The organism is Microbacterium saccharophilum (assembly GCF_007992455.1).
Lineage (GTDB): Bacteria > Actinomycetota > Actinomycetes > Actinomycetales > Microbacteriaceae > Microbacterium > Microbacterium saccharophilum.
The window spans coordinates 1-17,707 of the sequence record NZ_BKAH01000024.1; the positions used below are offsets into that span (position 1 = coordinate 1).

12 protein-coding genes are annotated in these 17,707 nt (G+C 71.8%); 8 read left to right on the forward strand and 4 right to left on the reverse strand.

Translation table 11 applies throughout. The features are described 5' to 3' along the window. Both MSA03_RS14105 and MSA03_RS14110 read right to left on the reverse strand, forming a co-directional pair. The coding region (locus MSA03_RS14105; protein ID WP_443093799.1) for an ATP-dependent DNA ligase at window positions 1–522 on the reverse strand (522 nt) is incomplete at its 3' end. A gap of 57 nt (window positions 523–579) precedes the next feature. Next, the gene (locus MSA03_RS14110) at window positions 580–1,806 is read right to left on the reverse strand and encodes an acyl-CoA dehydrogenase family protein (RefSeq protein WP_028497315.1); all 1,227 of its coding nucleotides are present in this window, start codon (window positions 1,804–1,806) and stop codon (window positions 580–582) included. A gap of 82 nt (window positions 1,807–1,888) precedes the next feature. Between MSA03_RS14110 and MSA03_RS14115 the strand changes: the two genes are divergently transcribed. After that, complete coding sequence (locus MSA03_RS14115; RefSeq protein ID WP_147051505.1) at window positions 1,889–3,040, forward strand: pyridoxal phosphate-dependent aminotransferase; 1,152 nt, start codon at window positions 1,889–1,891, stop codon at window positions 3,038–3,040. Window positions 3,041–3,058: 18 nt separating this feature from the next. On the opposite strand, the gene MSA03_RS14120 is transcribed toward MSA03_RS14115, so the two are convergent. Continuing rightward, complete coding sequence (locus tag MSA03_RS14120) at window positions 3,059–3,727, reverse strand: TetR/AcrR family transcriptional regulator (protein ID WP_028497317.1); 669 nt, start codon at window positions 3,725–3,727, stop codon at window positions 3,059–3,061. A gap of 146 nt (window positions 3,728–3,873) precedes the next feature. On the opposite strand from MSA03_RS14120, the gene sucC reads away from it, so the two are divergent. Both sucC and sucD read left to right on the forward strand, forming a co-directional pair. After that, on the forward strand, window positions 3,874–5,037 hold the full coding sequence (sucC, locus tag MSA03_RS14125; protein ID WP_028497318.1) for an ADP-forming succinate--CoA ligase subunit beta: 1,164 nt from the start codon (window positions 3,874–3,876) through the stop codon (window positions 5,035–5,037). 29 nt (window positions 5,038–5,066) lie between these two features. Beyond that, window positions 5,067–5,969, forward strand: coding sequence for a succinate--CoA ligase subunit alpha (gene sucD / locus MSA03_RS14130; RefSeq protein WP_028497319.1), 903 nt, complete (start codon window positions 5,067–5,069; stop codon window positions 5,967–5,969). Between the two features lie 690 nt (window positions 5,970–6,659). Here the strand turns inward: sucD and MSA03_RS14135 are convergent. Further along, window positions 6,660–8,120, reverse strand: coding sequence for an NCS2 family permease (locus MSA03_RS14135; RefSeq protein ID WP_147051506.1), 1,461 nt, complete (start codon window positions 8,118–8,120; stop codon window positions 6,660–6,662). 138 nt (window positions 8,121–8,258) lie between these two features. Between MSA03_RS14135 and MSA03_RS14140 the strand changes: the two genes are divergently transcribed. The 5 genes from MSA03_RS14140 (at window position 8,259) to MSA03_RS14160 (ending at window position 17,703) form a co-directional block, all read left to right on the forward strand. Beyond that, complete coding sequence (locus MSA03_RS14140; protein WP_174799889.1) at window positions 8,259–9,548, forward strand: cell division protein PerM; 1,290 nt, start codon at window positions 8,259–8,261, stop codon at window positions 9,546–9,548. Window positions 9,549–9,552: 4 nt separating this feature from the next. Beyond that, window positions 9,553–10,146: a phosphoribosylglycinamide formyltransferase gene (gene purN / locus MSA03_RS14145; RefSeq protein WP_147051507.1), complete on the forward strand. Its 594-nt coding sequence runs from the start codon at window positions 9,553–9,555 to the stop codon at window positions 10,144–10,146. 18 nt (window positions 10,147–10,164) lie between these two features. Further along, entirely contained in the window at window positions 10,165–11,772 is a 1,608-nt protein-coding gene (gene purH, locus MSA03_RS14150; protein WP_147051508.1) for a bifunctional phosphoribosylaminoimidazolecarboxamide formyltransferase/IMP cyclohydrolase, read from the forward strand. A 75-nt stretch (window positions 11,773–11,847) separates the two neighbouring features. Next, window positions 11,848–13,155, forward strand: coding sequence for an RDD family protein (locus MSA03_RS14155; protein WP_170245527.1), 1,308 nt, complete (start codon window positions 11,848–11,850; stop codon window positions 13,153–13,155). A 21-nt stretch (window positions 13,156–13,176) separates the two neighbouring features. After that, window positions 13,177–17,703 (forward strand): type VII secretion EssC family protein, encoded by a 4,527-nt coding sequence (locus MSA03_RS14160; RefSeq protein ID WP_147051510.1) that lies wholly within the window; start codon window positions 13,177–13,179, stop codon window positions 17,701–17,703. Window positions 17,704–17,707: the final 4 nt, after the last annotated feature.

Consider the following 17,707-nt stretch of genomic DNA (forward strand, 5'->3'; position numbering starts at 1 on the left):
CTCCGCGAGCCAGCGGCGGGCGAGATCGCGGTCACGGGTCGTGCGGGTGACGTGCAGCGGATGCGGGACACCGCCGAGGAGATCCTCCAGCTCGGCACGCCGCGTCTCGAAGGGTTCGGACTGCAGGTCGCGGTCGCCGCGGGCGAGGAGATCGAACGCGACGAACATCGCCGGGTGCGTCTCGCTCAGCATCCTCACGCGCGATGCGGCCGGGTGGATCCGCTGGGAGAGGATCTCCCACTGCAGGCGCTGGGCGCCCTCGGCGCCGTCCGCGACGACGATCTCCCCGTCCAGGAGGCACGGCTCCGGCAGCAGCCTTGCGCAGGCCTCGACGAGCTCGGGGAAGTAGCGGGTCAACGGTTTCGCTCCGCGTGAGCCGAGCTCGACGTCCGTCCCGTCCCACGCGACCAGGGCGCGGAAGCCGTCCCACTTCGGCTCGTACGACAGCCCTCCCGCGAACTTGTCCGGGTCGGGGACCTCGGGGACGGACTTCGCGAGCATCGGTGCGGGGATCTCGTACATGCGACCATCACACCGGCAGCGGCCGACATGCGCAATGCGCCGGGGCCGCGGGTGCGGTCAGGCGAAGGCCGACACCCCGGTGATGTCGCGGCCGATGAGGAGAGCCTGGACGGATTCGGTGCCCTCGTACGTGTGGATCGCCTCGATGTCGGCCATGTGCTGCATGACGCCGTTCTCGAGCAGGATGCCGTTGCCGCCGAGCAGGTCGCGCGCGGCGGAGGCGATCCGCCGCGCCGCCCGCGTGTTGTGGTACTTCGCGAGCGACGCCTGCGTGGGCCGGAGGCCGCCGGACTGCTCGAGGTCGGCGAGGTGGCGGCAGTACAGCTGCATCGCCGTGAGCTCCTCGAGCATCTGCGCGAGCCGCTCCTGCACCATCTGGAACTTCGCGAGCGGCTTGCCGAACTGCGTGCGCTGCTGCGCGTACTGCAACGCCGCTTCGTAGCAGGCCGTCGCGTGGCCGAGCGCCGACCAGGCGACGCCCGAGCGGGTCGAGTACAGCACGGTCGAGGCATCCTTGAAGCTCTTCGCGCCGGGGAGGACGGCATCCAGCGGCACGCGCACGTCGTCGAGGGCGATGTGGGCCTGGTGGATGCCGCGCAGCGACGCCTTGCCGGTGATCACCGTGCCGGTGTACCCCGGCGCCGACTGCTCCACGAGGAAGCAGCGCACCGCACCGTGCTCGGGCGCGGTGTCGTCGTCGATCCGGGCCCAGACGAACGTGACCCCGCCGGACGCGCCGTTGCCGATCCACTTCTTCGTGCCGCGGATGACCCAGGTGTCGCCGTCGCGCCGGGCGACCGTCTCGAGCGACACCGAGTCCGAGCCGTGGTCGGGCTCGGTCAGCGCGAACGCCGCCGGGACCGTGGCGCGGGCGATGGGCGCGAGCCACGCCTCCTGCTGCTGCGGGCTGCCGAACAGCGCGAGCGTGCGCAGCGCGAGGCCGCCCTGCACCGCGACGACGGTGCCGAGCGACCCGTCGCCCCGAGAGATCTCCATGTTGACCAGGCCTGCGGCGAGCGGCGAGAAGCGCGTGAGGCCCGGGTGCTCGATGCCGTCGTTGAGCAGATCGAGCTCGCCCATCCGCTCGGCGAGGTCGAGCGGGTACTCCGCCCGGTCCCACGCCTCCTGCATCCGGTCGCCGACCTCGTCGATGTAGGCCTGCGCGCGCTCCCAGACGGCCCGGTCCGCTTCGGGGATGTCGGCGAACACGGCGTAGTAGTCGGTGCCGAGCCGGCCCGTCACGTCGTAGGAGGAGACGGCTTCGCCGGGCAGTGCGCTGGTCATGCGGCCAGCATATCGGATGGGGTACTGAGTCCCATGCCGAGTGGGACCTAGTCCCATGACGTCGCGGTCGTACGCTGGAGCCGTGCCCGCGCTCAGTCCCCACATGCTCGCCGTCCCGGCCAGCGGCATCCGTCGCATCTTCGAGGTCGCCCTCACGCTGGACGGCGTCACGCTGCTCGCGGTCGGCGAACCGGACGTGCCGGTCGCCCCGCACATCCTCGCGGCCGCCGCGGCCGCCTGGACCGCCGACGAGACCGGGTACACCGCCAACGCCGGGATGCCGGAGCTGCGCTGCGCCTTCGCCGACCGGTTCGCCGCCGATCACGGGGCCCCGATCGACGCCGAGCGCGTGTGCGTCACCGTCGGCGGCACGCAGGCGCTGCACCAGGCGCTCGGGCTCGTCCTCGGGCCGGGGGAGGAGGTCCTCATCCCCGACCCCGGCTACTCGACGTTCTCGATGAGCCCGCGGATGCTGTCCGCCGTGCCCGTCCCGTACGCGCTCCGCGAGGAGGCGGCGTTCCTGCCGGAGGTGGAGCGGCTCGAGCCGCTCGTGACGGCACGGACGCGCGCGATCATCGTGAACTCGCCGTCCAACCCGCTCGGCACGGTGCTGGACGAGTCGCGCGCCCGCGCGCTGCTCGAGTTCGCCCGGCGCCACGACCTGTGGGTCATCAGCGACGAGGTGTACTCCGAGCTCACGTTCGACGCGCCGCATGTCAGCCTGGTCGCCCTCGACACCGCGGACACCGGCGGGGAGCGTGTCCTCGGCGTCTTCTCGACGTCGAAGACCTACGCGATGACCGGCGTGCGCGTCGGGTTCCTCGTCACACCGACCGACTGGGCGCCGCACCTGCGGACCGTCCAGGAGGCGATGATCTCGTGCGTCGACGCCCCCGCGCAGCGCGCGGCGATCGCCGCGCTCCGCGGCGACCAGGGCCACGTCGCCGCGGCGCGGGAGCACTACCGCGACAACCTGACCGCGGCGACGGACCTGCTGCGGGCGCGGGGGATCGGCTTCCTCCGTCCCTCCGGCGCCATGTACCTGTGGATCGACATGCGCCACGCCACCGGCGGGGACGTCGCCGGCTGGGCGGAGACGTTCCTTCGCGAGAGCCGCGTTGCCGTGGCACCGGGCTCCGCGTTCGGCGCCTCCGGCGAGGGCTGGATCCGGGTGTGCGTCGCGGCGTCGCGCGCCGACCTCCTGCACGGGCTGTCGCTGCTGCCGGCGCCGTGAGGCGGGTCGCGGTCGAGGTCAGTCCAGTTCGGCGGCGAGCCGTCGCGTGACTTCGGCCCTCGGCATCCGCCGCGGGAAGGTCGCCACGACCAGGTCGTCCGCTGCCGGGTCGGTGCCGTCCGGGTGGACGCCGAAGCGCTGCAGCACGACGTCGTACGCGTCGGTCAGCACCGACACCGGCACCCGCTTCCCGCCGCGCAGCAGCCGGCGCAGCACGTGGTTGTGCACGGCGGTGACGGCGGCGGCGAACGCGACGGAGTCGAGCGGATCGAGCCCCGGCAGGGCGGAGCGGAGGTACTCGTCGAAGAGCCGTTCGTACTGGAAGACCGTGACGATCTCCCGGTCGCGCAGCGCCGGCACCTCGCGGACCACGGCGTAGCGCCGTCGGGCGAGTTCCGGGTCGGTCGCGAAATGGCGGAACACCTGCACCGACGCGTCGCAGACGGCCGCCCACGGGCTCTCGTGCGTCTCGGCGAGGTATTCGCGCAATCGCTCGAGCAGGAGGTCGTGGTCGGAGAAGACGACGTCGTCCTTGCCGCCGAACTGGCGGAAGAACGTAGAGCGGGAGACCCCCGCCGCATGCGCGATCTGCTCCACCGAGGTGGCCTCGAAACCCTGCGCCGCGAAGAGGTCGAGTGCTGCGGCGACGACGCTGTCGCGGGCGGTGCTGCGGGCCGGTTCGGTCATGGTGCTGAAAGCTTAGTTGTCCCTTCGTACGGGGTGCAGGCGGAAAGGGCGCCCAGTCGCGGGTACTAAGCTGGGGCACTGGTCGATATCTCGACATCGAGATTCTTTCGGCACCGAAACCACAGTCGCCCAGCGAAGGATTGCACGTGGATCTTTACGAGTACCAGGCCCGAGACCTGTTCGAGAAGTACGAGGTGCCGGTGCTCGCCGGCATCATCGCCGACACCCCCGAGGAGGCGAAGGCGGCCGCGGAGAAGATCGGCGGCCTCGTCGTCGTGAAGGCGCAGGTGAAGACGGGCGGCCGCGGCAAGGCGGGCGGCGTCAAGGTCGCCAAGACGCCCGACGACGCATACGAGGCGGCCAAGGCCATCCTCGGCCTCGACATCAAGGGCCACGTCGTCAAGCGCGTGATGGTCGCCGCCGGCGCATCCATCGAGAAGGAGTTCTACTTCTCGGTGCTGCTGGACCGCGCCAACCGCTCCTACCTGTCGCTCGCGAGCGTCGAGGGCGGCATGGAGATCGAAGAGCTCGCCGTCGAGCGCCCCGAGGCGCTCGCCCGCGTCGAGGTCGACCCGATCGTCGGCATCGACCAGGCCAAGGCGCTCGAGATCGCCAAGGCCGCGAACTTCGACGACGAACTGGCCCCCAAGGTCGCCGACGTCTTCGTGAAGCTCTTCAATGTCTACAAGGGCGAGGACGCCACCCTCGTCGAGGTGAACCCGCTGATCCTGTCCTCCGACGGTGACATCATCGCCCTCGACGGCAAGGTGACGCTGGACGAGAACGCCGAGTTCCGGCACGCCTCGCACGCGCTCCTGGAGGACAAGGCCGCGGCCGACCCGCTGGAGGCCAAGGCCAAGGAGAACGACCTCAACTACGTCAAGCTCGACGGCCAGGTCGGCATCATCGGCAACGGCGCGGGGCTCGTCATGTCCACGCTCGACGTCGTCGCGTACGCGGGCGAGAACCACGGCGGCGTGAAGCCGGCGAACTTCCTCGACATCGGCGGCGGCGCGTCGGCCGAGGTCATGGCCGCGGGCCTGGACGTCATCCTCGGCGACCCGCAGGTCAAGAGCGTCTTCGTCAACGTGTTCGGCGGCATCACGGCGTGCGACGCCGTCGCCAAGGGGATCGTCGGCGCGCTCGCCGAGCTCGGCTCCACGGCATCCAAGCCGCTCGTCGTGCGCCTGGACGGCAACCGCGTCGAAGAGGGTCGCAAGATCCTCCAGGACGCCAACCACCCGCTCGTGACGCTCGCAGCGACCATGGACGAGGGCGCCGACAAGGCCGCCGAACTCGCCAACGCCTGAGCCCCGCATCCGGAATAGGACTTACTGAAATGTCGATCTTCCTCAACAAGGACTCCAAGGTCATCGTCCAGGGCATCACCGGCGGCGAGGGCACGAAGCACACCGCCCTCATGCTGAAGGCGGGTACCCAGGTCGTCGGCGGCGTCAACGCCCGCAAGGCCGGCACCACCGTGCTGCACACCGGCAAGGACGGCGCTGGCGTCGAGCTGCCCGTCTTCGGCTCGGTCGCCGAGGCGATGGAGAAGACGGGCGCCGACGTGTCGATCGCCTTCGTCCCCGCCGCCTTCACGAAGGCCGCGATGGTCGAGGCCATCGACGCCGAGATCCCGCTGCTCGTCGTCATCACCGAGGGCGTGCCCGTCGGCGACAGCGCCGAGGCGTGGTCGTACGCGAAGAGCAAGGGCAACAAGACCCGCATCATCGGCCCGAACTGCCCCGGCATCATCACGCCGGGCGAGTCGCTCGTCGGCATCACGCCGGCGAACATCACCGACAAGGGCCCCATCGGCCTCGTGTCGAAGTCGGGCACCCTGACCTACCAGATGATGTTCGAGCTGCGCGACCTCGGCTTCTCGACCGCCATCGGCATCGGCGGCGACCCGGTCATCGGCACGACGCACATCGACGCGCTCGAGGCGTTCGAGGCCGACCCCGAGACGAAGGCCATCGTCATGATCGGCGAGATCGGCGGCGACGCCGAGGAGCGCGCGGCGGAGTACATCAAGGCGCACGTCACGAAGCCCGTCGTCGGCTACGTCGCGGGCTTCACCGCCCCGGAGGGCAAGACGATGGGCCACGCCGGCGCCATCGTCTCCGGCTCCGCCGGCACGGCGCAGGCCAAGAAGGAGGCCCTCGAGGCCGCCGGAGTCAAGGTCGGCAAGACGCCGTCCGAGACGGCCGCGCTCATGCGGGAGATCATCGAGGCGCTCTGACGCCTATTGTCGTGAAGGGGCCGGATGCCGTGCATCCGGCCCCTTCTGCGTGCCGCGGGGCGTGAGCCTGCGCGCGGGGGCGTTGGGTGCTGGTGCTGGGCGCCGGGCGCTGGGCGCTGGGCGCGGGGTGGCGCATTGGTTCATCCGCGCCGAATAGCGGGTCCTGGGGCCTCGCACCCACCCGTTGGCGCGGGCGAATCGCGGCGCGCTGGTTCATCCGCGCCGAATGGCGGGTCGTAGGGCCGCGCACCCGCACTTTGGCGCGGGTGAATGGATGCTGCGGCGTGGGCCCCGTTGCGGGCCCGGCCGCATCTCGCTCCAGCGAGGCCGCGCTGAGCGCGCGCTGATTCGTCCGCGCCGAATGGTGGGTCGTAGGGCCTGGCACCCGCACTTTGGCGCGAATGAATCGAGACGCGCTGATTCGTCCGCGCTGAATGGTGGGTCGTGGGGCGTCGCACCCGCAGTTCGGCGCGGGTGAACGGCACGTCAGCGCGCACGAATGGATGCGGGGAGTCGCGCGGGCGAGGGGTACCAGTGGCACCTGCCCGCCCGAACACGGGAGGCGGCACCCCGATGCCTGCCCGCCCGAACACAGGAGGCCGCACCCCGATGCCTGCCCGCCCGAACGCCGGAGGCCGCACCCGACGGGGTGCGGCCTCCTTGCGTTGCCCGGCCTCGGGCCGCGCGGGGTCAGGCGCCCAGGAGCGCCTCGATGGGGCCGCGGGCGAAGTAGATCACGAACCCGCCGGCGACGACCCAGAGCAGGGGGCTGATGGTCTTCGCGCGGCCGGACAGCGCGTGCACGAGGACCCAGCTGACGAAGCCCGCCCCGATGCCGTTGGCGATCGAGTAGGTCAGCGGCATGACGCTCACGGTGAGGAAGACCGGCAGGAGCACGCGGAAGTCGCCGAGGTCGATGCTCTTGACCTGCGCCATCATCATCGCGCCGACCGTGACCAGGGCCGCGGCGGCGACCTCGGTCGGGACGATCGAGGTCAGCGGCGTGAAGAACATGGCGAGGAGGAACAGGATGCCGGTGACGATGTTCGCGAAGCCCGTGCGGGCGCCCTCGCCGATGCCCGAGCCGGATTCGACGAACACGGTGGCGGACGACGACGAGGTCGCGCCGCCGACGACGGCGCCGACGCCCTCGACGATCAGCGCGGACTTGATGCGCGGGAAGTCGCCCTTCGCGTCGGCGAGCTCGGCCTCCTTGGCGAGACCGGTCATCGTACCCATCGCGTCGAAGAAGTTCGAGAACACCAGGGTGAAGACGAGCATGACGAGCGTGACGATGCTCACCTTGCCGAGGTCGAACCCGAAGTCCACGGCGCCGAGCAGGCTGAGGTCGGGGATCGCCACGGGGGAGCCGTCCAGCGCGGGGATCGTCAGGCCCCACCCGCCGGGGTTGTCCTGCGCGGAGCCGAGGTGCCAGATCGCCTCGATGACGATCGACAGCAGCGTGCCGACGACGATGCCGATGAGCATGCCGCCCTTGACCCGACGGGCGACGAGGATGCCGGTGAGCAGCAGCGTGACGATGAACATGAGCGTCGGCACCGATGCCACGGAGCCGCCGACACCCAGACCGACCGGAGGCGAGGACTCGCCCGTCGCGGTGACGAAGCCGGAGTTGACGAAGCCGATGAAGGCGATGAAGAAGCCGATCGCGACCGTGATGGCGAGCTTGAGCTGCACCGGAACGGCGTCGAAGATCATCTTCCGGAGCCCGGTGGCGGCCAGCAGCACGATGATGAGGCCGTTGATGACGACGAGCGCCATCGCCTCGGGCCAGGTCACCTCGCCGATGACGCTGAACGCGAGGAAGGCGTTGATCCCGAGCCCCGCCGCGAAGGCGAACGGCAGCCGCGTCACGATGCCGAACAGGATCGTCATGACACCGGCGGTCAGGGCCGTGGCGGCGCCGACGGCGGCGAAGTCGAGGGAGTTCCCGGCGATGTCGGGCTTGCCGGAGAGGATGATCGGGTTCAGGACGACGATGTAGGCCATCGTCACGAACGTGACGAGGCCGCCGCGGATCTCGCCGCCGATGGTCGACCCGCGCCGGGTGATCTCGAAGAAGCGGTCGAGGGCGCCCGTGGGAGCGGGGCCCGAGGCGGGCGATTTCCGGGTGGTGGTGCTGGAGCTCATGACATCGAAGGTATCGACTTCCGCGGCCCTCCCGCGCCACCGGCCCGCCGTATGACGACGCGCCACCGTGACCGATGGCCGCGCTTCGGGCGCGCCCGCCCCGGCGCAGGGCCGCGCGCTGGGTAGGGTCGAAGCCGCATGAACCGTCTCCTCGTCGCCGTCCTGGCCGCCTTCGACGCCGTGATCGCCGTCGCGGTCGGCGTCGCGGCGACCCTCGCTCCGCTGACCCTGCTGTGGGTGTTCGGGTTCTCGGCGGCGCCGCAGTGGGGAGCCCTCTGGCCCGTCGCGGTCCGTGTCTGGCAGCTCGGCCATTTCGTCCCGGTCGACCTCACGCTCCCCGAGGAGTACCTGACGGTCGCCGGGCTCCCCGATGCCGCGGCCTCGTTCACGCTGTCGCTCGCGCCGCTCGCGTTCGCCGTCTTCACCGCCGTGTTCGCGGCTCGCTCGGGATCGCGCGCCGCTCACGCGGGCGCCTGGCTCATCGGCGTCCTCGCCGGCACGGCCGCCGTCGCGGCACTCGCGACGGGTCTCGCGCTCACCGCCACCCTCGACGCCGCCCCGGTCGACACGGGAGTCGCCGTCCTCCTCCCGGTGCTGGTCTTCGCCGTCCCCGCCCTCCTCGGCGCGCTCGTGCGCGCGTGGCGCGAAGGCGACGGAGGGCTCGTCGACGCCGTGCGGGAGCGGTTCGCGCACAGCGCGTGGGCCGCGGAGCTCCCCGCCGCGGTCGCGCGCGGCACCGTCGTCGCCGTGCTCGGGCTCATCGGCATCGGGGCGCTGCTCGTCGCGGTCTCGCTCGCGGCCCGTGGGGGAGAGGTCATCGCGCTGTTCGAAGCCGCGCACGTCGACCTCATCGGCGCGATCGTCCTCGCGCTCGGGCAGCTCGCCTACCTTCCGACGATGATCATCTGGGCCGCATCCTTCGCCGCCGGCCCGGGCTTCGCCGTCGGTGCCGGCACGGCTGTCTCGCCGGCCGCGACGAGCCTCGGTGTCGTCCCCGGCATCCCCGTGCTCGGTGCCCTCCCGGAGAGCACGTCGAGTTGGATGCTGCTGCTCGCCCTCACCGTCATCGGCGTCGGCGCCCTCGCCGGCGGGGCCGCGCGCGGCCGACTGCGCGCCGATCCGGAGGCCGTCGAACCGCTCGTGCCCCGCATCGCCGCGCTCGTCGTCGTCGCGGTGCTGGGGGCCGCGGCCGCCGCGCTCCTGGCGGTCACGGCATCCGGATCGATCGGACCCGGTCGTCTCGCGGAGGTCGGGCCCGCACCCGGGCCGTTCGCCCTCGCGGTCGGGGTGGAGCTCGCGATCGGCGCGGCGATCATGCTGCTGTCGCCGCGCCACCGGCACCCGGAGTACGACTACCCGGCGGAGGACCCGCGCGACCCGTCCGGCTGGCGGACGCCCGAACGTCCCGCGTGGTCCCCGGTAGACTGACCGGATGCTCTCGGTCGCCGTGCTCATCTCGGGTGCCGGCTCCAATCTGCGGGCCCTCCTGGCAGCCACCGGCGACCCCGACTTCCCCGCCCGCGTCATCGTCGTGGGCGCCGATCGGCAGGCGGACGGCTTCGCACACGCCGAGCAGTTCGGCATCCCGACGATCATGGTCCCGTTCCGGGAGTTCGAGACCCGCGAGCACTGGGGCGAGGAGCTGCAGCGTCAGTTGGAGGTCTGGAACCCCGACCTCGTCGTCCTGAGCGGCCTCATGCGGCTGCTGCCCCCCGCGGTCGTCGACGCCTGGGCGCCGCACCTCATCAACACCCACCCGGCGTACCTGCCGGAGTTCCCCGGCGCACACGGCGTCCGCGACGCGCTCGCCTCCGGCGCGGCCCAGACCGGTGCGAGCGTCATCGTCGTCGACAACGGCATCGACACCGGGCCGATCCTCGCGCAGGAGCGCGTGCCGATCCTGCCCGACGACACCGAGCACAGCTTGCACGAGCGCATCAAGCCCGTCGAGCGACGTCTGCTCATCGACGTCGTCCGCCGCATCGCCGTCGGCGACCTCGACCTCACCACGTACGACCACCACTGAACCCCAGGAGCTCCCACCATGGCCGGCCCGACCATCGACCCCTCCCTGTACCGTTCGCGCGACGTCGTCCCCGTCCGCCGTGCCCTCATCTCGGTGAGCGACAAGAGCGAGCTCCTCGCGCTCGGCCAGGCCCTCGCCGGCGCCGGCGTCGAGATCGTCTCCACCGGCGGCTCCGCCGCGCTGCTGCGCGAAGCCGGCCTCACCGTCAAGGACGTCGCGGAGATCACCGGCTTCCCGGAGTCGCTCGGCGGGCGCGTGAAGACCCTGCACCCGCACGTGCACGCGGGCCTCCTCGCCGACCTCCGCCTCGAGGACCACGAAGACCAGCTGTCCGAGCTCGGCATCCTCCCGTTCGAGCTCGTCGTGGTGAACCTGTACCCGTTCGTCGAGACCGTCGCCTCGGGCGCCGAGGGCGACGCCGTCGTCGAGCAGATCGACATCGGCGGCCCCGCCATGGTGCGCGCCTCGGCGAAGAACTACGCCAACGTCGCCGTCGTCGTGTCCCCGGAGTCCTACCCCGCGATCATCGAGGCCGTCGGGCAGGGCGGCACGACCCTCGCGCAGCGCAGGGAGCTCGCCGCCCGCGCCTTCGCGCACACCGCCGCCTACGACCGCGCCGTCGCGACCTGGTTCGCCGACGAGACGCTGGCCGAGGAGGGCGCCCTGCCGCAGCACCTCACCATCAAGGCCGAGCGCCTCTCGACGCTCCGCTACGGCGAGAACGCGCACCAGCGGGCCGCCATCTACACGCGCACCGGCGGCCACGGGATCGCGCAGGCGACGCAGCTGCAGGGCAAGGAGATGTCCTACAACAACTACGTCGACGCGGATGCCGCGCTGCGCGCCGCGTTCGACCTCGTGCTCCCGGCCGTCGCGATCATCAAGCACGCCAACCCCTGCGGCATCGCCGTGACGGCACCCAACGCGCTCGACCCCATCGCCTCCGCGCACCTGCGCGCCCACGAGTGCGACCCCGTGTCCGCCTTCGGCGGCGTCATCGCCGCGAACCGCACCGTGACGCTGAAGATGGCCGAGAACCTCCGCGACATCTTCACCGAGGTCATCGTCGCGCCCGACTTCGAGCCGGAGGCGCTCGAGCTGTTCAAGCTCAAGAAGAACCTCCGCGTCCTGCAGCTCCCCGCCGACTGGCGGCAGGAGCCGATGGACGTGCGTCTCGTCTCCGGCGGTCTTCTCCTGCAGGATGCGGACCGGTTCCCGGACGAGATCGGCGCCACCGCGAAGGACTGGCAGCTCGTGACCGGCGAGCGGCCGAGCGACGAGGAGATGACGAGCCTCATCTTCGCGTGGAAGGCGTGCCGCGCTGTGAAGAGCAACGCGATCGTCCTCGCGAAGAACTCCGCCACCGTCGGGATCGGCATGGGCCAGGTGAACCGCGTCGACTCGTGCCGCCTGGCCGTCGAGCGCGCCGGTGACCGTGCCGCCGGCTCGGTGGCGGCATCCGACGCCTTCTTCCCCTTCGCCGACGGCCCGCAGGTGCTGCTCGACGCGGGTGTCACCGCCATCGTCCAGCCGGGCGGGTCGGTGCGGGACCAGGAGGTCATCGACGCGGCCCGCGAGGCGAACGTCACGATGTTCTTCACGGGCGAGCGGCACTTCTTCCACTGATCCGCCGCCCGCGCCGGCGTGGGGGATGCCGCACCGCCAGGTAGGGTCGATCCGCAGCGCCCGCGAGGAGGAACGGTGATCTGGGAGATCCAGGACGAGACCCGCAAGGTCGAAGGTCTCGACGAGCACGGCCGTGCGCGCCCCGACTACGCGGCCTCGCTCGGCCTCCTGCCCGCCCCGTTCGGCCGGCGCGCCGCCGCAACGCTCGTCGAGGTGCTCGTCGTCCTGGTGCTGCAGCTGCCGCTCCTGCTGGCAGTCCTCCCCGCCGCGATCGAGCTGACACGGGCGAGCGACCCGCAGGCGGCGCTCGCCGCGCGCGGCGACCTCGTGCTGCTCATCGTGTGTGCGGCGGTGTCGTACGCCCTGACGGCGGCCTTCCTCATCACGCAGCTCGTCCTGCACGGCCGCCGCGGCGTCACGCTCGGCAAGGCCCTGCTCGGCATCCGCTCGGTGAACGTGCGCACGCTCGAGCGACCCGGCTTCTGGCGCGGAGCGGTGCTGCGCTACCTCGTGCTGTGGGGCAGCTTCCTGCTGCCCCTCCTCGGGCCCCTCCTCGTCGTGCTCCTCTCGCCGCTGTTCGACCCCGAGCGCCGCGGGCGCGGATGGCCCGACCTGGCCGCGGCGACATGGTTCGTCGACATCCGGCGCGGCCTGAACCCGTACGACGCGAAGCGCATGCGGATCGCCCGCAAGACCGTCGCATCGGACCTCGCGGACGAGCGCAGCGAGCTCCCCTCGCTCGCCACCCCGGCGGGGGAGCGGCGACCCGAGGTGTACATCCCGGTCGCCCGCAGCAGCGGCGGCGTGCTCGGCGCGACGCGCGTGGACAGCGCGGCCGTCCCCGCACCGACCGCGGCGCCGGCGCCGGCCGCAGGACCGCCTGCTCCGGCTTCGACTCCTGCTCCTGCTCCTGCTCCGACTCCGGCGCCCATCCCGCCCGTCGCGCCCCCCGCCGCGTCTCCGGCCGCGGTCCCGGAGCCCGCCGGCGCGCCCCGCCCGCCGGCATCCCCCGGTACGTGGGCGCCCCCTGCACTGCTCCCCGACGCGGCGGCGCCCGCGACGATCACGCTCGTCCTGGACACGGGAGACGCCGTCGAGGTCGCGGGCGCCGGTGTGCTCCTCGGCCGGGCACCGGCGGCGGACGACGGCCTCGTCCCGACGCCCGTGCTCGACCGCACGATGAGCGTCTCCAAGACGCACCTCGCCGTGCGGCGGGACGGGGAGGCGCTCTTCGTGGAAGACCGCGGATCGACCAACGGCAGCGCGCTCGTGCGCGGCGGCGCCGAGCGCGAGCTCACCCCCGGCGAGCGCGTGCCGGTGCACGACGGCGATACGATCCGATTCGGAGATCGTTTCGCCGAGGTCAGGATCGCCCGAGGCTGAGAGCCGGATGAGGACACCCCCATGAGACTCAAACTGACCCTGCAGCGCCGCGACGCCCAGCGCACCGACATCGTCGTCACCTCGGACACGACGGCGACCGTGCAGGATGTCGCGCGGCGCATCGTGGAGGCCGACCCGACCCGGGAGATCATCGCCGCACCGGACGACGTCCTGACCTTGAGCGTCGCCCCGCCCACGTCGTCGGACACGACGATGCTCGATCCGGACATGCTCATCAGCGACGCCCCGGTCGGGTCCGGGTTCGTCGCCACGATCGTCAACCTCGGCGCCGGCTACGTCGCCTCCCGCGGCACCGGAGCTCCGCCCGCCGCGATCCTGCACGCCGTCCGCGGACCGCTCGCCGGCCATGAGTTCCCGCTGCCCCGCGGTCACTTCACGATCGGCCGGGCACCCGAGAACGACATCGTCCTCGACGACGCGCTCATCTCCAAGCGGCACGCCCGCATCGAGGTGGGAGCCGCCGTCGACCTCGTCGACCTGAACTCCGCCAACGGCATCGTCGTGGACGGCGGCCTCGTGCAGCGGCTCCGCGTCATCCCGGGGCAGCGCTTCGTCCTCGGCGACACCGAGCTCGTCGTGAGCATGGTGCAGGACTTCGCGCCCGTCGAGCAGGATCCCGTCCTCGAACGCGGCGGCACGCTGCTGTTCAATCGCAGCCCCCGCGTCGAGCCCCGGTACGTCGGGCAGGAGCTCTCCGAGCCGCGGATGCCGAAGGAGCCGATGTCGCGGCTCTTCCCCTGGCCGATGCTCATCGCGCCGATCATCCTCGGCATCGCGATGTACTCGATCTTCAACCAGCCGCGCGCCCTGCTGATCATCTTCATGACGCCGATGATGATGCTCGGCAACTTCGTGTCGCAGCGCACGCAGATCGGCCAGCGGGTCAAGAAGGAGGTCGAGGTCTTCGAGCGCACCTTCGAGGAGCTCGAGGAGACCCTGTACCGGGAGCGGCCGCGGGAGCGCGAGGTGCGCAACGCCGAGGTCCCGCCCGTCGCCGTGGTGTTCGAGGAGGCCATGCGCCTCGGGCCCATGCTGTGGACCCGCCGGCCCGAGCACTGGAACTTCCTGGCCGTACGGCTCGGCACGTGCGAGGCACCCTCGCGCACCACGATCAAGCGCGCCGACAACCCGGACGCGCTGCAGGAGTACGTCGAACGGGTCGAGCGGCTCCGCGACCGCTATCGGATGCTCGACGGGGTGCCGGTGCTCGAGTCGCTGCAGAGCGTCGGCGTGCTGGGCGTGGCGGGCCCCACCCGCGAGGCCGCGGACGCTCTCCGGGGTCTGTGCGTGCAGCTGTTCGGCCTGCACTCGCCGAACGAGCTCGTCGCCGTCGCCCTCACCGAGCCGGAGTGGGCGCAGCAGCTGGAATGGCTGAAATGGCTGCCGCACACCTCGAGCGAGCGGAGCCCGTTCCGCGACATGCCGCTGTCCGATTCCGCCTCCACGGGCGCCGCCCTGCTGTCCGGGCTCGAGGAGCTCGTGATGCGGCGCTCGAAGTCCCCGGCATCCCCGCGCCTGCCCTTCGACGACGAGTGGGACCCGATGCGGTACGGCACCGATGTGCGCCGCGCGGCGGAGGAGGCGACCTTCCCGGGGCAGACCGCCGTCCTCGTCATCGTCACCGCCGACGCGCCCGTCGACCGGGCGCGCCTGACCCAGGTGCTCGAGCGCGGCGCCGACGTCGGGGTGTACGGCCTGTTCGTCGCCCCCGTCGTCGACGCTCTGCCGGCTGTCTGCCGCAGCTTCCTCGACGTCTCGGCCGGACTCGACCGCGCCCGCGCCGGGACGGTGCGCAGCGGTGTGGACTACCCGGAGACCGCCGTCGAAGGCGTCTCCAACGAGCTCATGACGGTGCTCGCCAAACGCCTCGCGCCCGTCGCCGACTCGAGCACCGTGATCGAGGACTCCTCCGACATCCCGAACTCCGTCATGTTCCTCTCCCTCGTCGGCCCCGAGATGGCCGAGGACCCGTCCGCGGTCATCGAGCGCTGGCGGGAGAACAACACGATCCTGGACCGCTCCGGGGCGACCCTCCCGCGGCTGAAGAAGGCGGGCAACCTGCGCGCCATCGTCGGGCAGGGGCCATCGGATGCCATGACGCTCGACCTGCGCGGGCAGGGGCCGCACGCCCTCGTCGGCGGTACGACGGGCGCCGGGAAGTCGGAGTTCCTGCAGGCCTGGGTGCTCGGGATGGCCGCCGCGCACAGCCCCGACCGGGTCACGTTCCTCTTCGTCGACTACAAGGGCGGTTCCGCGTTCGCGGACTGCGTCGACCTGCCGCACACGGTGGGCCTCGTCACGGACCTGAGCCCGCACCTCGTCCGACGCGCCCTGACGAGCCTGCGCGCCGAGCTGCACCACCGCGAGCACCTCTTCAACCGCAAGAAGGCCAAGGACCTCCTCGAGCTGGAAAAGCGCCGCGACCCGGAGACCCCGCCCGCGCTCGTGCTCGTGATCGACGAGTTCGCCGCGCTCGCCGGCGAGGTCCCGGAGTTCGTCGACGGCGTCGTCGACATCGCGCAGCGGGGTCGCTCGCTCGGCATCCACCTCATCATGGCCACCCAGCGCCCCGCCGGCGTCATCAAGGACAACCTGCGCGCCAACACGAACCTGCGCGTCGCCCTGCGCATGGCGGACGAGTCCGATTCGAAGGATGTCGTGGACGACCCGGTGGCCGCCCGCTTCGACCCCGGCATCCCGGGTCGCGGCATCGCGAAGACCGGACCGGGACGGCTCGTGTCGTTTCAGTCCGCGTACGCCGGCGGGTGGAGCTCGGACGAGAAGCCCGTCGCCGACGTGAGCGTCGCCGAGCTGCGGTTCGGCTCGATCCAGCGGTGGGAGCTCGAGGACCAGGGCGAGTCCGAGTCGCACGACGTCGACCCCGGACCCAACGACCAGAAGCGCATCGTCGCGACGCTCGTCGCGGCGGCGACGCAGGCGCGGATCCCGGCCCCGCGCCGTCCCTGGCTCGACGACCTCGAGTCCACCGTCGACCTCCGCCAGCTGCCGGCCGGCCGCTCGGGCTCGATCCTCCTCGGCAAGCGCGACGTCCCGGAACGCCAGCTGCAGGAGCCGGTCTACTTCGAACCCGACCGTGACGGGTCTCTGCTCGTCTACGGCACGAGCGGGTCGGGCAAGTCGACCGTGCTGCGCACCGTGGCGCTCGCCGCCGCGATGGGCCGCCGCCCGGAGAACGTCGCCGTGTACGGCCTGGACTTCGGCTCCGGGTCGCTGAAGAGCCTGGAGGTGCTCCCGCACGTCGGCTCCGTCATCCCGGGCGACGACGCCGAGCGCGTGCAGCGCATCATGCGCTCCCTCGGCGCCATCCTCGACGACCGCGGCAAGCGGTTCAGCGCCGCGAACGCGTCGAGCGTCGCGGAGTACCGGGAGCTCACCGGTCGCGACGAGTCCCGCATCGTCCTGCTGCTGGACGGGCTGCCGCAGTTCCGCGCGGAATGGGAGTCCACGACCGCACGGATGCCGTTCTACCAGGCGTTCATGAGGATCCTCGGCGAAGGGCGCCCGCTCGGCGTGCACGTCGTCGCGACCGCCGACCGCTCGGGCTCCGTGCCGACCGCGGTGAGCTCCAACGTGTCGCGCCGCGTCGTCCTTCGCCTCTCCGACGAGAACGCGTATGCGCTGCTGAACGCACCGAAGGACGTCCTCGACGAGCGCTCCGCGCCGGGACGCGCGATCGTGGACGGGTTCGAGACGCAGATCGCCGTGCTCGGCGGGACGCCCAACGTCGCCGAGCAGACCAAGCTCATGACCCAGTGGGCCGACGAGCTGCGCGCCCGGGGCGTGCGGGAAGTGCCGGAGATCGGCTCCCTGCCCACCCGCCTGTCCCTGGCCGACCTCCCCGACCGGATCGGGGAGAACCCCGTCCTCGGCGTCGCGGAGGACACCCTCGAGGCGCGGGACTTCGATCCCGTCGGCACGTTCGTCGTCGCCGGTCCGCCCTCCTCGGGCAAGACCAATGCGATGAAGGCGCTCATCACCTCGATGACGCGGCTCGACCCGGCGGTGAAGCTGTTCCACTTCGGTGGGCGGCGCGCCCAGCTGAAGGACTTCGCCCCGTGGATGCGCAGCGCCGTCACACCCGACGATGCGAAGGAGCTGGCGACGGAGCTCGCCGAGCTCGTCGCGGACGAGACGATCGGCACACGGCTCCTCATCGTCATCGAGGACGTCCCGCAGTTCGCCGATTCGCCCGCCGAGCGGCCGCTGAAGGCCCTGTTCCAGGCGGTCAACCGCAGCGAGCACCTGCTGATCGGCGACGCCGACGTCAGCCAGGTCACGAGCGGCTTCGGCCTGGTCGGAGACTTCAAGGGCGGACGCAAGGGCATCGTGCTGCGCGCCGACGCGTTCGACGGCGACGCCATCTTCAAGGTGCCGTTCCCCAAGGTCAAGCGCTCGGACTTCCCCGAGGGCCGCGGCATCTTCGTGCAGGCCGGACGCGCCGTCACGGTGCAGATGCCCCTCGTCGAGACGGCGTCCGTCGCGATCGCGGCGCCCGCCGACGCGTGACCCC

Coding starts and splice junctions, on each gene's coding strand:
- MSA03_RS14110 (WP_028497315.1), bottom strand. CDS start 1,806: ATGACCAGCGCACTGCCCGGCGAAGCCGTCTCCTCCTACGACGTGACG.
- MSA03_RS14120 (WP_028497317.1), bottom strand. CDS start 3,727: ATGACCGAACCGGCCCGCAGCACCGCCCGCGACAGCGTCGTCGCCGCA.
- sucD (WP_028497319.1), top strand. CDS start 5,067: ATGTCGATCTTCCTCAACAAGGACTCCAAGGTCATCGTCCAGGGCATC.
- MSA03_RS14135 (WP_147051506.1), bottom strand. CDS start 8,120: ATGAGCTCCAGCACCACCACCCGGAAATCGCCCGCCTCGGGCCCCGCT.
- MSA03_RS14140 (WP_174799889.1), top strand. CDS start 8,259: ATGAACCGTCTCCTCGTCGCCGTCCTGGCCGCCTTCGACGCCGTGATC.
- purN (WP_147051507.1), top strand. CDS start 9,553: ATGCTCTCGGTCGCCGTGCTCATCTCGGGTGCCGGCTCCAATCTGCGG.
- purH (WP_147051508.1), top strand. CDS start 10,165: ATGGCCGGCCCGACCATCGACCCCTCCCTGTACCGTTCGCGCGACGTC.
- MSA03_RS14160 (WP_147051510.1), top strand. CDS start 13,177: ATGAGACTCAAACTGACCCTGCAGCGCCGCGACGCCCAGCGCACCGAC.